Source organism: Bradyrhizobium sp. INPA03-11B, from assembly GCF_040446015.1.
Classification (GTDB): domain Bacteria; phylum Pseudomonadota; class Alphaproteobacteria; order Rhizobiales; family Xanthobacteraceae; genus Bradyrhizobium; species Bradyrhizobium macuxiense_A.
The window spans coordinates 1-13,075 of record NZ_JASGSR010000170.1; the positions used below are offsets into that span (position 1 = coordinate 1).

Here is a 13,075-nt window from a genome sequence, read left to right on the forward strand (position 1 = left end):
GACAGGCCATTCCTCTCGGAATGCTCCGACGATAACCGATCGCGCTATTACAAGGATGGGTGGAGCGAAGCGATACCATCATCGCGCCACGCGGCACCAAGTTGATGGGTATCGCTGCGCTCCACCCATCCTACGAAGTAGGACTCACACTGAGCGCCGCGGATTTTGTAGCCCGGATGCAGCGAAGCGAAATCCGGGACTACTCTCACCGCGGATAAGAACCCCGGATTGCGCTTCGCTTCATCCGGACTACGCATCCCTTACTCCGGCGCCAGCTTCAGCGCCGCGATGCCGATCAGCACGAACGCGATCCCGGCAACCTTCATCGGATTCAGCGCCTCGTTGAACAGCAGCACGCCCATGGTCAGCGTGCCGGCCGCGCCGATGCCGGTCCACACCGTGTAGGCGACGCCGACGCCGAGCACCTGCAGCGCGCGTCCGAGCAGGAACACGAAGGCCGCGAGCAGCAGCAGCGAGACCAGCGTCCAGCCGAGCCGCGTATAGCCTTCGGCATATTTCATCGAGATCGCCCAGCCGACGTCGAGAAGACCGGCGACGACGAGCGCGATCCAGGCAACCGAGTGCGACATGGCTTACGCAGCAAGCTTCAGCATGTGCGCGCGGTGGCCGACCAGGAACGCGTGCAGCAGCGCGGGATAATCCGGTGACACCGCACTGCGCACGCTCGGCTGCTGCGCCAGCGCGCTGCGCCACGCACGCACCTTCGGCGTGTGGGTGAACACCGCAAGGTCGGTCAGTTGGTCGAACAGATCGAAATAGCGAAAGATCGGCGCGAACACCGCATCGACCAGGCTGAACCTCTCACCTGCGAAGAACGGCCCCGCGCCGAGCGCAGCCTCGACGCGCGCGAATTTTGCGGCGACCGCCTGCCGCTTGCTCTCGAAGGCCGCGGCATCGGTTGCGGTCTCGAGCCCCCAGAGGTCGCCGAGAATGGCCGAGCCGAACTCCATCCAGGCGCGATGCTCGGCGCGGGTGAGCGCGTCGTGTGGATGCAGCTTGGCGCCAGCCTGCGTCTCCTCGATGTACTCGCAGATCACGTTGCTCTCGAACAGCGCGACCTCCTTGCCGTCGTCACCGGTCACGACCAGCACCGGCACCTTGCCGAGCGGCGAGATCTTCAGGAACCAGTCGGGCTTGTTGGCGAGATCGATGTCGATCCGCTCGAACGGCACGCCCTTCTCGTGCAGCGCGATCACCGCGCGTTGCACATAGGGACAGAGCTTGTGGCTGATCAACTTCAGGGCGGCCATGACGAACCTCGCGTTCAATGCAACTGCATCGAATTAAATGCAGCGGCATGGAACTGTCAAGGTAGATGCATTTGCATCTAAATCACGGTCGCGCGATGATGCCCCCGGTCATCGGGATCGGCACCCCCGTGGTGGCGGGGTAGCTCAGCGGCAGGCCCTTCATGCCGCGCGCAGCGAGGAAGCCGAACGCCTGCGCCTCGATCGCGTCCGCGGCCCAACCGAGCGCCTCGGCGGGCTCGACGGTCGCCGGCGCCAGGCGCTCGCGCAGCATCCGCAGCATCGTCAGGTTGGAGGCGCCGCCGCCGCAGATGATCCAGCTCTTCGGCCGTTTCGGCAGCAGCGGGACGACCCGGGCGATCGCGGCCGCGGTGAACGCGGTCAGCGTCGCGGCGCCATCGGCCGGCGCCACGGCGCCGAGCTTCAGGCCGGCAAAGTCGTTGCGGTCGAGCGATTTCGGCGGCGGAACCGAGAAGAACGGCAGCTTGAGCGCCTGTGCGATCCAGGCTTCGTCCGGTTTGCCGAGCGCCGCGAACTTGCCCGCGGTGTCGAACGGCTGATGCATCTGGCGGAACATGAAGTCGTCAAGCAGCGCATTGCCCGGCCCGGTGTCGCAGGCGATCAGTGTGTCAAGGCCATCGATATATGTAATGTTGGAAACACCACCGATATTGACCACGACGATCGGCCCCTCGCGGTTCAGCGATTGGGCAAGCGCGCGGTGGTAGACCGGCACGAACGGCGCGCCCTGCCCGCCGGCCTCGACGTCGGCAGCGCGGAAATCATGCATCACCGGAATGTGGATCGCCTTGGCGAGCGCCAGCGCATCGCCGATCTGGACCGTCAGCCTCCGCTCGGGGCGATGCAGCACGGTCTGGCCATGGAACCCGACGATATCGATTTCCTGGGCCAAGATCCGGTTCTGCGCCGTGAAGGCGGCGACCGCCTCGGCATGGGCCCTGGTCACGGCCTGCTCGGCCTGCCGCAAAATCCCCGGCCGGGCGTCGCGCTGCGACAGATGAACGGCCTCGGTCAGCGCATGGCGCAGCAGGCTGCGCTCGCCGTCCGTATAGGGGCGATAGCCCGTGGGCCCGAAGGCCTTGATCTGGCGGCCGTCGGTCTCGATCAGTGCCACGTCGACCCCGTCGAGCGAGGTCCCGCTCATCAGACCGAGTGCCGTTAACATCATCTTGGAAGCGCCCCAGCCGGGAACCCCCGGCTTGTCTCAAACAAGTACATCCTATAATGCCACTGCGCGTCCGCCTGCGGCAGCCTCAAGCATCAGGGTTCCGCAAATAGATGCAAAAACCGTAAAACAAGAATGATCTGGCTCGCCGACAAATGACTGCATTTAAATCGGATTTCCTGAACACTCTACAGGAACGCGGCTTCGTTCACCAGTGCTCCGATTTCGAGGGCCTCGACGCGCTTGCCGCGAAGGGCGAGGCCACCGCCTATGTCGGCTATGACTGCACCGCGCCGTCGCTGCACATCGGCAACTTCCTCACCATGATGATGCTGTACTGGCTGCAGCAGAGCGGCAACAAGCCGATCACGCTGATGGGTGGCGGCACCACGATGGTCGGCGACCCCTCCGGCAAGGACGAGACGCGCGCGATGCGCACGGTTGCGGAGATCGAAGCCAACAAGGCCTCGATCCGCGGCGTGTTCGCCAAGGTGCTGCGCTATGGCGACGGGCATTCCAACGCCATCATGCTCGACAACGCCGAGTGGCTGACGAAATTGAACTGGATCGAGATGCTGCGCGACATCGGCCGGCACTTCTCGGTCAACCGCATGCTGACGATGGACTCGGTACGGCTCCGGCTCGAGCGCGAGCAGGAGATGAGCTTCATCGAGTTCAATTACATGGTCTGCCAGGCCTACGACTTCGTCGAGCTGTCGCGCCGCGCCGGCTGCCGCTTGCAGATGGGCGGCTCGGACCAGTGGGGCAACATCGTCAACGGCGTCGATCTCGGCCGCCGCATGGGCACGCCGCAACTGTTCGCGCTGACCACGCCGCTGCTGACCACCGCCTCCGGCGACAAGATGGGCAAGACCGCCAAGGGTGCGGTGTGGCTCAACGCCGACCAGTTCTCGCCGTACGACTTCTGGCAGTACTGGCGCAACGTCGAGGACGCCGACGTCGTCAAGTTCCTCAAGCTGTTCACCATCCTGCCGATCAGCGAGATCAACAAGCTCGCGGCGCTGGCGGGCGGCGAGATCAACGAAGCTAAGAAGGTGCTGGCGACCGAGGCAACCGCCCTGCTCCACGGCCGCGACGCCGCCGTTGAGGCCGCCGAGACCGCGCGCCGCACCTTCGAGGAAGGTGCGCTGGCCGAAACCTTGCCGACGGTGGAAATTCCGCGCGGCGAATTTGAAGCCGGCGTCGGCGTGCTCGTCGCCTTCGTCAAGGCCGAGCTCGTCGCATCCAATGGCGAAGCCCGCCGGCAGATCAAGGGCGGCGGACTGCGCGTCAACGACGCTGCCGTCACCGACGAGAAGATGCTGCTGACGCCGGCCAATCTCACGCCGGAAGGCGTGGTGAAACTGTCGCTCGGCAAGAAGCGCCACGTCCTGCTGAAGCCTGCATAGGCGCATTCGCATTTGTCGGTTGTAGGGAGTGCGGAAAGCGCGCTCCCTGCTTTTCGATGGATCAGACCACGCCTCCGAACGACACGCTTGCTGCGCCGGCGAAACAATCGCGCGTCGCGCTCAATGTGCTCGCGCTCTGCTTCGTGCTGTCGGTGCTCGGGCGCGGCCTCAGCGACAGCTTCACGGTCTTCCTCAAACCGATCTCGGAAAATTTCGGCTGGGATCGCGCCTCCGTCGTGTCGGTCTATTCGCTGACCTGGCTCGCCAGCGGCCTGACAGCGCCGCTGGTCGGACGGCTGTTCGACCGCTCGGGTCCGCGCGTGGTCTATGCACTCGGTCTGGCGCTGCTCGGCTGCGCATTCCTGATCGCCTCGCGCGCCGAGCAGCTCTGGCAATTCCAGCTCAGCGTCGGCCTCTGCGTCGGCTTCGGCACCGCGCTGATCGGCAACGTCTCGAACTCGATCCTGCTCGGCCGCTGGTTCGGGCCGCGGCTGCCGACGGCGATGGCCGTCATGTATTCGGCGACCGGCGCCGGCCTCCTGGTGCTGCTGCCGCTGTCGCAGGTGCTGATCGACCGGATCGGCTGGCGCGAGGCCTATCGGGTGTTCGGCATCGGCGCGCTCTGCCTGCTTGTGCCGCTGGTCTTCCTGCCGTGGCGGCTGCTCGCCGGCGGATCGCCGCACATCGTCAAGAAGGCGCAACCAGGCCTCGCCGAGGAAGGCTGGACATTGCTCGCCGCGATGCGCCACCACGCCTTCTGGGCGCTGTTCTCGACCTTCTTCTTCACCGCGATCGCGATGTATGCGCTGACCGCGCAGATCGTCGCCTATTTGATCGACGTCGGCTTTCCGCCGCTGCAGGCCGCCACCGCCTGGGGCTTCTCCGGCGTCGCGCTGTTCGTCGGCATGCTCGGCGTGTCCACCCTCGACGGCATCATCGGCCGCCGGCCCTCGGTGCTGTTCAGCTACGGCGTCTCGATAGCAGGCATCATCCTGCTCTGGCTGCTGCAATGGTATCCGAACTACTGGCTGCTGACCGGCTTCGTGATCTGCTTCGGCAGCATGATCGGCTCGCGCGGCCCGCTGATCACCGCGACCGCGCTGAAGATCTTCCGCGGCGAGCGCGTCGGCACGATCTACGGCACGATCATGATCGGCAGCGGCCTCGGCTCCGCGCTCGGCTCCTGGGGCGGCGGCCTGATCCATGACTGGACCCACAGCTACAACCCGCTGATCGCCTTCGCGCTCGTCAACGTCGTGCTCGGCCTGATCCCGTTCCTGGTGGTGCCGGCGCTGCGGCGCTAGGCGGACCCAGGGCGGGTGGCCCCAAGGAAGCTCAGGCTGACGGTGGGCTGTCAGCAGGCGCCATCCATCAAGATGTTACACGGCCTTCTCGACCGACCCTCTCAACGCACTTGCCCTGGGTACTCCCGGCGCTCTAAAACAATCGAAGATTGCAATTGACTGTGTCCTGCATGCGCCCGGCTGCTTCTGTCATCTTCTTGATCTGTGCCTTTGTCTTTGCATCTCCAAAGGGCGCGAGCGCGCTCGACTGCGCCAAGGCGTTCTGGTGGAACTTCGATCGCTCCGATGGCGATCAGCAAAGGCAGCGGCGGGACGCCGAGGCGCGAGCAACACTGGCGAATTTGGCACCGCTCGTGTTTCGCGGGCGCATCGCATGGACGCGCGATCTGTCCGATGTAAGGAAAACTTCGACCCCCGTGTCCTTGATCGTCCTCAAGGACGTTGAAGTCTTGCGGGGAAAGATGCCGCGATCGACTCGCGATCGAAAAGCTTTCATCGTGTTCTCCCGATGGTGCGATACCAGATGTGGATCCGTATCGCGGTGGCGGCCCCAAGGGCTGACCACCTTTGCTGCGCACCGCTACACGGGTGGGCCGGTAAGGAGTTATGATGATCCAAACGGCGGAAAGGTCCTCTACAATGGACGTGTCGACGCTGTGATCGGCGTTTGCGACCCGATTCAGCTGACGCCTCTGCAGGAGCAACTGCTCAACGCACCAGCCGATGAAATTGCCCGCCTGGTTCGAGAATACCCGTTTCATCCTATTCGCGAAACCCAGCCAGCAAATTCGGACTGATCAGTCATTCCGTGCAGCTGCGTGCATTTGATCGGCTCGCGCGGCCCGCTGATCACGGCGACCGCGCTGAAAATCTTCCGAGCCGACCGCGTCGGCACGATCATGATCGGCAGCGGACTCGCCTTCGCGCTGGTCAATGTGGTGCTCGGCCTGATCCCGTTCCTTGTGGTACCGGCGCTGCGGCGCTGAGTTCGGACGCGCGTGCCCGCTTCCCCTCGGAAGGCGGCGCAGAAGCCGAGATGAATGCATGTCGGCCTTGGACCAACAGGCGACAGTCGCGAAATGAAAGAGGCCGCCAACTCAAGCGGCCTTGAGTGGATGGCTCCCAATATCTTGGTTGCGAGAGCCGATCCTCTAGTCCGGTACTATTAGTCGCAACGACGGACCCTGCGGACCGAACCGTCGTCACGCTCGATCGTGACGGTGCGGCATCCGCGATATCCGCGATCATAATCGTACGCGCGATAAGCGCGTCGATCATAGTCTCGATAGTAACGGTGCTCCGGACCCACTCTTACGCCGCCGAGCGGCGTATCAACGGCAACCTGAGCTGATGCGGGTGCAATGGAGATCGGCGTCGCCATAGCGAAACCAGCAACCGCCAGCACACCAGCCAATAACAGTGTCCTCATGAGAGCTCCTCCTGAGTTGTTGAATTGCTCTCCAACATCCCAGATGGAGCAAGGTTCCTGCGCGAACGTCATCCCGATGGCGGGCGGCTAGACCTGGGGCCCGCCCCGGATGCTTGCAGACAGGAACCCGCCGCGCATGTTCCCGAACCAAATAAATTTCAGCTTAGACCTCTGTCGAGGGTCAAAACCGGACGTTGATCAGCGCTGATCTCAATTACGCTTGTCTCAATTGTTCGTCGTCGGCAGGTCGTTCGGGCCGTATTGCTTGAACTCGAAGATCTTGCGCGTCAGGCCGGGCGCCAGCGCCGAGATCGGGTTGACGCGCAGCACCGGCGCGCTCGGTGTTCCCACCACTTCATAGGTCACGCCGATCAGACCTTCGTTGCTGCCGGCGCCGAGGAATATCCCGAAGAACGGGATCTGGCCGAACATGTTGTTCAAGCCGTACATCGGAATGAAGGTGCCGTTCATCCGCACCTGGTTGCCGATATAATCGATGCTGCCTTCGATGGTCGCGCCGATGCTCGGTCCCTTGACCACGCCGTTGCGGATCGACAGCTGGCCGCTCTGGCGGGTGAACTCGGCGCGCAGCGCGTCGAACCCGATGCCGTTCTGAGTGCTGACCGGCCCGCCGGCGACGGCGCGGTCGAGCTGGGTTTCGCCCTTCACAGAGAAGCCGGTGACGTTGATGAGACCTTCCCTCGGGCCCGGCTCGGGGATCGGCGGCTCCATCGCGAGCGTGAGCTGGCCGCCGACCACCTTCGAATATGCGTCTATGAAGCGCAGGAACGCGCCGGCGTCACCGGTCTGCAGGTAGATCACCTCGCGACCCTGCTGGCGTCCGCGCATATCGACCGCGACGGGCGTATCGCGGCCGACCTTGCCGCTCAGCGTGAAGGCCTTGAAGAACCCGTTGCGGCGCGAGATCTTGGCATCGACGCTGCGCAGCGCCTCGCCGTTGAAGCCGGCCACCGCGCCGAGCTTCAGATCGACATCGAAATCGGTGGTCTTGGTCTTGCTCTTGGGATCGCTGTCGCGGCCGGAGATCGCCGACTTCAGGAAGCCGCGGCCGTCGAACACGTCACCGCGCATCGTCACCTTGATGACGCCGTCAGGCCCGCGATCGGCGCGCAGCGATGTCTTGTCACCTTCCGACGGCGCATAGGTCGGGAAGTTCGCATTCATGAGATCGCCGTTCTGGTCGACCTCGAGCGCGCCCTTGATCGAAACGCCGGCGCCTTCGATCGAGATGTCCTCGAACCGCGTCGATTGTCCCTTCGGCACCACGTTGAAGGTCGCCTTGCCGGCCCTGCCCTGCGTCTTGACCCAACCGGGCAGGATGTTGTCGAGCTTGAGCTGGGTCAGGTCGGCCTCGACGCCCATCTTGGTGGTCGGATTGTCGCCGCTGCCGATCTTGCCGTTCAGCTTGATCGGGATCGCACCCGAGACGGCAGGACCGAGATCGAGTCCAAGGCGCGCGCGGCTCGCATCGTCAAGCGTTGCCTGCAGCTTGACGTCGGCATCGCCGTCGGTCGGCTTGCGATAGTCGAGCGAGGCCGCCTGCCCGTTGATCTTGACGTCCCCCTTGACCTGGAAGCCGGCGTTGCTGGCCACCAGCTTGAGCGTGTTGGCCTCGAGCTTCTGGTTCATCACCAGTTTGTCGACGGCGACGCCGGTGATGTCGGCAGCGACCGAGTACGTCGTATCGGCCTTGGTCAGTTCGCCCTTCACCGGCATGCCGAGATTGATTATCGCGGTGACGTTGCCCTTGCTGGCGTTGGGATCGATCGGCGGACCGGAGAGATCGCTGAGCCGGTCGGACGCGAGGATCTCGGCGGCGGCCGGCACCAGACAGTCGACCCGGAACTTGACCTTCGATGGCGACGGCTTCGGTGCCATGTCCGGCACCTCGAAGGTGAAATCCGAAAGCGTGATCTTGCGGCCCGCCGGCGTGTCGGCGATGCCCTGGTTGATGGTCACGGTCGCGGTGCGGCCGGTCACCCTGGCCTTCAGATCGGCATCATGCACGGCCGGCATCTGATCCACCGGGCGCACCGTGACACCAGAGGCGACGATGTTGACCGAGAGACCGTCATCCGGGATCGGCGGGCCCTTGCGCGACAGATTATGCACCGGTGAATTGACGCCGACGTCGATGCGCTGGAGCGTGCCGCGGTCGATCCGCTCGAGCACCCATTCGCGCACCTCGGGCACGATGATGATCGGCCACATCCGCTTCAGCGCGGAGGCCGACATCGGCGTGCCGGCGAATCCGAGCTGCAACCGCGGCTCGCCGGAATAGTCGATGCTGCCGGTGCCGGCGACGCCGATCTCGCCATTGGAGATGTCGGCCTGGGTCAGCAGCACGCGCTTCTTCTCGGTGTCGAAGCGGAAGCCGATGTTGATGCGATTGAAGATCAGCGGCGGTTCGTTCTTGTCGGCGCTGGCCAGCACGATGGTGCCGCCGGACAATCCCGCCTGCCAGTCGGTGACATTATCGTTGGGCGGCTCAAGATGGCCGAGGAGCGTGATGCGGTTGGCGCCCGAGACAATCTTGATCGGCGCCAGCAGCACGCGCCGCCCCGAATCCCATTCGACGCTCATCTCGGCCGAATCGACCGGCATCGGGTAGTCGGGCGTGTCGGTGTCGATGATGTTGCCGGCGCCGACATTGATCTTGCCGCGGAAATAGGTCGGCAGGCCGTCGCGGCCGAGCTCGCCCTTCATCTCGCCCGACAGCGGCAGGTCGGCGGTGTAGGTGAGATCCTTGGTCCGCATCGCGAGCAGAATGTTCCGCGTGGAAACCTTGTCGGCCTTGATGTCGACCGAGCGCACGCCGTTCTGCTGCGGTCCGACCAGGACGCGCACCGACCAGGGCTTTGCGCCCTCCTCGCCGAAGCTGAGCGCCACGCCGCCGCCGCTCGGGCGCCGCAGGCTCAGGCTGATATTCTCGAAGCTCCATTTGTTGCCGCGCTGCTGGTCGTCGACGACGAGATTGCCGTTCTTCAGGCCGATCTCGTTGAGGTTCTGACCGTCGAGGCCGGTCATGCTGAGGCTGTCGAGCCAGTCGAGGCCGGCAAGCAGCCCGCTCTGGGCCGAATCGGGTGCGGCGGCCGAGGGCTCGGACGCGACCGGCGGCGAGGCCACCGGCGGCGGCGCTGCGGGTGCCGGACGCGGGAATGTCGGCGGCAGGCCCGCCTCCCGCTTGGACGCAACGCCGGTGGCGAGCGGCTTTGCGGTGTCGCCGGCGGACACGGTCACATTGCCGTCGGGCGTAATGCGCACCGACAGTTCCGCATCCACCAGATTGAGGCTCTCCGCCCGCAACTGGCCCATCAGCAGGGCCGTGCCCGACAACCGCACTTCGGCTTTCGGCGCGCTGGCAACCACCGCATGGTCGCGGTCGCGGACGATGATGTCGCGGATGCGCACCGCGATCCTGACCCTGCCGGCGCGCTCGATCTGGGTTCCGCCGACCTCGACCGTGTTGCCGTGGCCGATATTCTCCTCGATCGCCGCGGCCAGCCAGGGCGTCGCCAGGTCGAGATTGATCGGACCTGCACCGAGCCGCCACCATAATGCGCCGAAGCAGGTCGCGAACAGCACGACCAGCACGACGAGGACCAATCCGATGCGACGGATCCAGCGCTCGCCATGCAGCCAGCGCTGCATGCCGGAACAGAAATCGGTGAAGCGATGCAGGTTGGTGTTGGAACGCGACAGCAATTGCCGCGCACGGTTGCCCGCCGCCTCATCCTGCTCGTCCCACGCGGCGTCGTCTTCCCATTGCGAGAAGTCAGCCCCGGCGCGCGGATTTGGACCCTGCGGCGACGTTTTCCTTGCCATTGCCTCTCGGTGCTGACGGCGAAGCTGCTCGCCGCCATCAGGGCGCCCGTCGATTCGTATCGAGCGCTCCCGTGCCGGCATCGCCGCCTATCCTCGCCTAATCATGTTACTCGCCGATGGCCCACGGAACGGACCAAACCAACCAATCAAAAGCCAATTCAGCAAGCGGACGGGTTACGCGTCGAATTCCTTGTCACCATACTCCGTGGCCATCAAACTTGCCCAGCGGCCGATGCGAATCCGGCCACCGCGAATAAGACCCGCAATACCCCAATGGTTGAGCTTCGGAAAGCGACGAAAGGAAGGCGTATGTCCAAGAAAACGCGCAAGAAATCCTCCAACACAACCGGAAAGCGGGTCGCAACAAAGGTTGCGCGCGCCGCAAGCGCAAGCACTGGGAAGTCCGCGGCGAAAACCCGCATAACGGTTGCGAAAAAGCCTGCGGCCAAAACAGCAAAGGCCAAGGCGTCTACTAACAAGGCGTCTACGAAAAAGACCGCAGCGGGTGTTCAAGGCAAAGCCTCGCACAAGGCTGCATCGAAACCGTTAAAGCGGGAGCCGGCCGCGACCGTGACCAAGACCGTGACCAAGTCGTCCGCCGTCACACTTGCCGAAGGCGCGTCGGCACCTGGCTTCGACCTGCCGCGCGACGGCGGGGGCAGCGTTTCGCTGAAGGATTTCGCCGGCAAGAAGCTGGTGCTGTTCTTCTATCCCCGCGCCGACACCCCCGGCTGCACCAGGGAGGCGATCGACTTCACCCGGCTCAAGGCCGACTTCACCGCTGCCGGTACCGAGGTGGTCGGCATATCAGCCGATACGGTTAAGGCGCAGGAGTCATTTCGAAACAAACACCAGCTGTCGGTGCCGCTGGTCTCCGACGGCGCCCATCAGATGCTGGAGGCGTATGGCGCCTGGGGCGAAAAATCCATGTATGGCAGGACCTTCATGGGAATTATTCGCGCCACGGTTCTGGTCGATTCCGATGGAAAAGTCGCTCGCATCTGGCGCCATGTGAAGGTCGACGGCCATGCCGAAGCGGTATTGGAGGCCGCCCGTTCACTCTGACGGGAAGGGTTCCGTTTCCTGAAAATTAACCATGGCGGGCTCAAATCGGCCCCGCAAATTAGCCGTACGGAGCTTGGTCCGACCGGCCGCGGGAGTACCGATGTCGAGCCGGTCCGGTCATCACCACGAACACCAGAAACACCATCATCCCCAGGACCATGGCCGGGCACCGGCGCGCCGGCCGGCCGCCCATCAAGCCGCTGCGGTGGCGGCCTCCGGCGAGGGCTATACGCTGGTCCATGCCGGCAAGCAGGTCCGGTTCGGGCCGGTCGTGTTCTGGATCGCGGTCGGCACCGTGGTCCTGCTCGGCATGTGGTCGGCGGCGACCGCGACCTATTTTGCGTTCCGCGACGACGTCCTGACCCGGCTGATCGCACGCCAGGCCGAGATGCAATACGCCTATGAGGATCGCATCTCCGAGCTGCGCGCCAAGGTCGACCGCACCACCAGCCGCCAGCTGCTCGACCAGGAGCAGTTCGACCAGAAGCTCGACCAGATCCTGAAGCGGCAGTTGACGCTGGAATCGCGCGCCACCGCGCTCGGCGCGATGCCCGATGCCACCTCAACCGGTTCGATCAAGCCGCAGGGCCGCGCCGAGGCGGCGCCGTCCTCCGGCACGCCAAAGCCCTCCCCGATCAGCGACACCGTGATCTTCGTGGCGCCGCCGGACCGCGAGGCGCGGCTGGAATCGCGCGCACCGCTGATCGCCAAGGCGCAGCCGAACCAGTTCGCCAAGGCCCAAGGCTTCGACAGATTGGGCGTCGACAATGTCCTGGTCCGTCTGCAGACCTCGCTCGATCAGGTCGAGCGCCGCCAGGTCGCCGCGCTCTCCTCGGTCGAGGACGGCATCGAATCGCGGGTGCGCCGAATGCGCGGCGTGATCAGCGATCTCGGCCTCAACATGTCGCAGCTCGAAGCAGCCGTGCCGCGCTCCGGCATGGGCGGCCCCTATGTGCCGGTGAAGCTCGCGCCCGACGCCGGCGCGTTCGAGCGCCAGCTCTATCGCATCAACATCAATCGCGCGCAGATGCAGCGTTTGAACCAGACGCTGGCGCTGGTGCCCTACCGCAAGCCCGTCGTCGGCGAGGTCGAATTCACCAGCGGCTTCGGCGTTCGCAGCGATCCCTTCCTCGGCCGGCCGGCGATGCACACCGGCCTCGACTTCCGCGCCGCGCAGGGCGATCCCGTGCGCGTCACCGCCAACGGCAGGGTGGTGTCGGCGGGCTGGGCCGGCGGCTATGGCCGCATGGTCGAGGTCGATCACGGCAATGGGCTGTCGACCCGCTACGGTCATCTCTCCGAGATCGGCGTCAAGGTCGGCGAATACGTCAAGATCGGCCAGGTGATCGGCGCCGTCGGCTCGACCGGCCGTTCCACCGGTCCGCATCTGCACTATGAAACCCGCATCGACGGCGAAGCGGTCGACCCGCAGAAATTCCTCCGCGCCGGCGTCCGCCTCAGCGCAGGCTAGAGTTTCCAATCACACCGTATGTCTCTGAAACCGGCGCGGGCCAAACCTGCGCCGGTTTTTGCTTTTGCCGGATCAGCGACGGCCGCCGCCCATGCCG

At 64.7% G+C, this 13,075-nt stretch carries 10 protein-coding genes and 1 pseudogene; 6 read left to right on the plus strand and 5 right to left on the minus strand.

Annotated elements, in window-relative coordinates; translation table 11 throughout:
* Nucleotides 1–260: 260 nt before the first annotated feature.
* The 3 genes from QMZ05_RS37555 to QMZ05_RS37565 form a co-directional block, all read right to left on the minus strand.
* Nucleotides 261–590, minus strand: coding sequence for a multidrug efflux SMR transporter (locus QMZ05_RS37555; protein ID WP_353705343.1), 330 nt, complete (start codon nt 588–590; stop codon nt 261–263).
* Nucleotides 591–593: 3 nt separating this feature from the next.
* The gene (locus QMZ05_RS37560) at nt 594–1,271 is read right to left on the minus strand and encodes a glutathione S-transferase family protein (protein WP_353705344.1); all 678 of its coding nucleotides are present in this window, start codon (nt 1,269–1,271) and stop codon (nt 594–596) included.
* 82 nt (nt 1,272–1,353) lie between these two features.
* On the minus strand, nt 1,354–2,457 hold the full coding sequence (locus tag QMZ05_RS37565; protein WP_353705345.1) for an anhydro-N-acetylmuramic acid kinase: 1,104 nt from the start codon (nt 2,455–2,457) through the stop codon (nt 1,354–1,356).
* 152 nt (nt 2,458–2,609) lie between these two features.
* Between QMZ05_RS37565 and tyrS the strand changes: the two genes are divergently transcribed.
* The 4 genes and pseudogenes from tyrS to QMZ05_RS37585 all read left to right on the plus strand — a co-directional run.
* Entirely contained in the window at nt 2,610–3,863 is a 1,254-nt protein-coding gene (gene tyrS / locus QMZ05_RS37570) for a tyrosine--tRNA ligase (protein WP_353705346.1), read from the plus strand.
* A gap of 56 nt (nt 3,864–3,919) precedes the next feature.
* Entirely contained in the window at nt 3,920–5,167 is a 1,248-nt protein-coding gene (locus QMZ05_RS37575; RefSeq protein ID WP_353705347.1) for an MFS transporter, read from the plus strand.
* Between the two features lie 170 nt (nt 5,168–5,337).
* Entirely contained in the window at nt 5,338–5,964 is a 627-nt protein-coding gene (locus QMZ05_RS37580; RefSeq protein ID WP_353705348.1) for a hypothetical protein, read from the plus strand.
* A 27-nt stretch (nt 5,965–5,991) separates the two neighbouring features.
* Nucleotides 5,992–6,153, plus strand: a pseudogene (locus QMZ05_RS37585) (MFS transporter); the annotation flags it as partial.
* Nucleotides 6,154–6,332: 179 nt separating this feature from the next.
* On the opposite strand, the gene QMZ05_RS37590 reads toward QMZ05_RS37585, so the two are convergent.
* Entirely contained in the window at nt 6,333–6,596 is a 264-nt protein-coding gene (locus QMZ05_RS37590; protein ID WP_353705349.1) for a hypothetical protein, read from the minus strand.
* A 225-nt stretch (nt 6,597–6,821) separates the two neighbouring features.
* Entirely contained in the window at nt 6,822–10,523 is a 3,702-nt protein-coding gene (locus QMZ05_RS37595; RefSeq protein WP_353705350.1) for a DUF3971 domain-containing protein, read from the minus strand.
* Between the two features lie 228 nt (nt 10,524–10,751).
* On the opposite strand from QMZ05_RS37595, the gene QMZ05_RS37600 reads away from it, so the two are divergent.
* Together QMZ05_RS37600 and QMZ05_RS37605 are read left to right on the plus strand one after the other, a co-directional pair.
* Nucleotides 10,752–11,507 carry a peroxiredoxin gene (locus QMZ05_RS37600; RefSeq protein WP_353705351.1) on the plus strand — a complete coding sequence of 252 codons (756 nt, stop codon included), beginning with the start codon at nt 10,752–10,754 and terminating at the stop codon, nt 11,505–11,507.
* Nucleotides 11,508–11,607: 100 nt separating this feature from the next.
* Nucleotides 11,608–12,978: a peptidoglycan DD-metalloendopeptidase family protein gene (locus tag QMZ05_RS37605; protein ID WP_353705352.1), complete on the plus strand. Its 1,371-nt coding sequence runs from the start codon at nt 11,608–11,610 to the stop codon at nt 12,976–12,978.
* Nucleotides 12,979–13,075: the final 97 nt, after the last annotated feature.

What these genes read in the sequence shown, in the direction of transcription:
- QMZ05_RS37565 (WP_353705345.1), bottom strand. Translation starts at nt 2,457, where the DNA reads ATGATGTTAACGGCACTCGGTCTGATGAGCGGGACCTCGCTCGACGGG.
- tyrS (WP_353705346.1), top strand. Translation starts at nt 2,610, where the DNA reads ATGACTGCATTTAAATCGGATTTCCTGAACACTCTACAGGAACGCGGC.
- QMZ05_RS37595 (WP_353705350.1), bottom strand. Translation starts at nt 10,523, where the DNA reads ATGCCGGCACGGGAGCGCTCGATACGAATCGACGGGCGCCCTGATGGC.
- QMZ05_RS37605 (WP_353705352.1), top strand. Translation starts at nt 11,608, where the DNA reads ATGTCGAGCCGGTCCGGTCATCACCACGAACACCAGAAACACCATCAT.
- QMZ05_RS37560 (WP_353705344.1), bottom strand. Translation starts at nt 1,271, where the DNA reads ATGGCCGCCCTGAAGTTGATCAGCCACAAGCTCTGTCCCTATGTGCAA.
- QMZ05_RS37600 (WP_353705351.1), top strand. Translation starts at nt 10,752, where the DNA reads ATGTCCAAGAAAACGCGCAAGAAATCCTCCAACACAACCGGAAAGCGG.
- QMZ05_RS37590 (WP_353705349.1), bottom strand. Translation starts at nt 6,596, where the DNA reads ATGAGGACACTGTTATTGGCTGGTGTGCTGGCGGTTGCTGGTTTCGCT.
- QMZ05_RS37580 (WP_353705348.1), top strand. Translation starts at nt 5,338, where the DNA reads ATGCGCCCGGCTGCTTCTGTCATCTTCTTGATCTGTGCCTTTGTCTTT.
- QMZ05_RS37575 (WP_353705347.1), top strand. Translation starts at nt 3,920, where the DNA reads ATGGATCAGACCACGCCTCCGAACGACACGCTTGCTGCGCCGGCGAAA.
- QMZ05_RS37555 (WP_353705343.1), bottom strand. Translation starts at nt 590, where the DNA reads ATGTCGCACTCGGTTGCCTGGATCGCGCTCGTCGTCGCCGGTCTTCTC.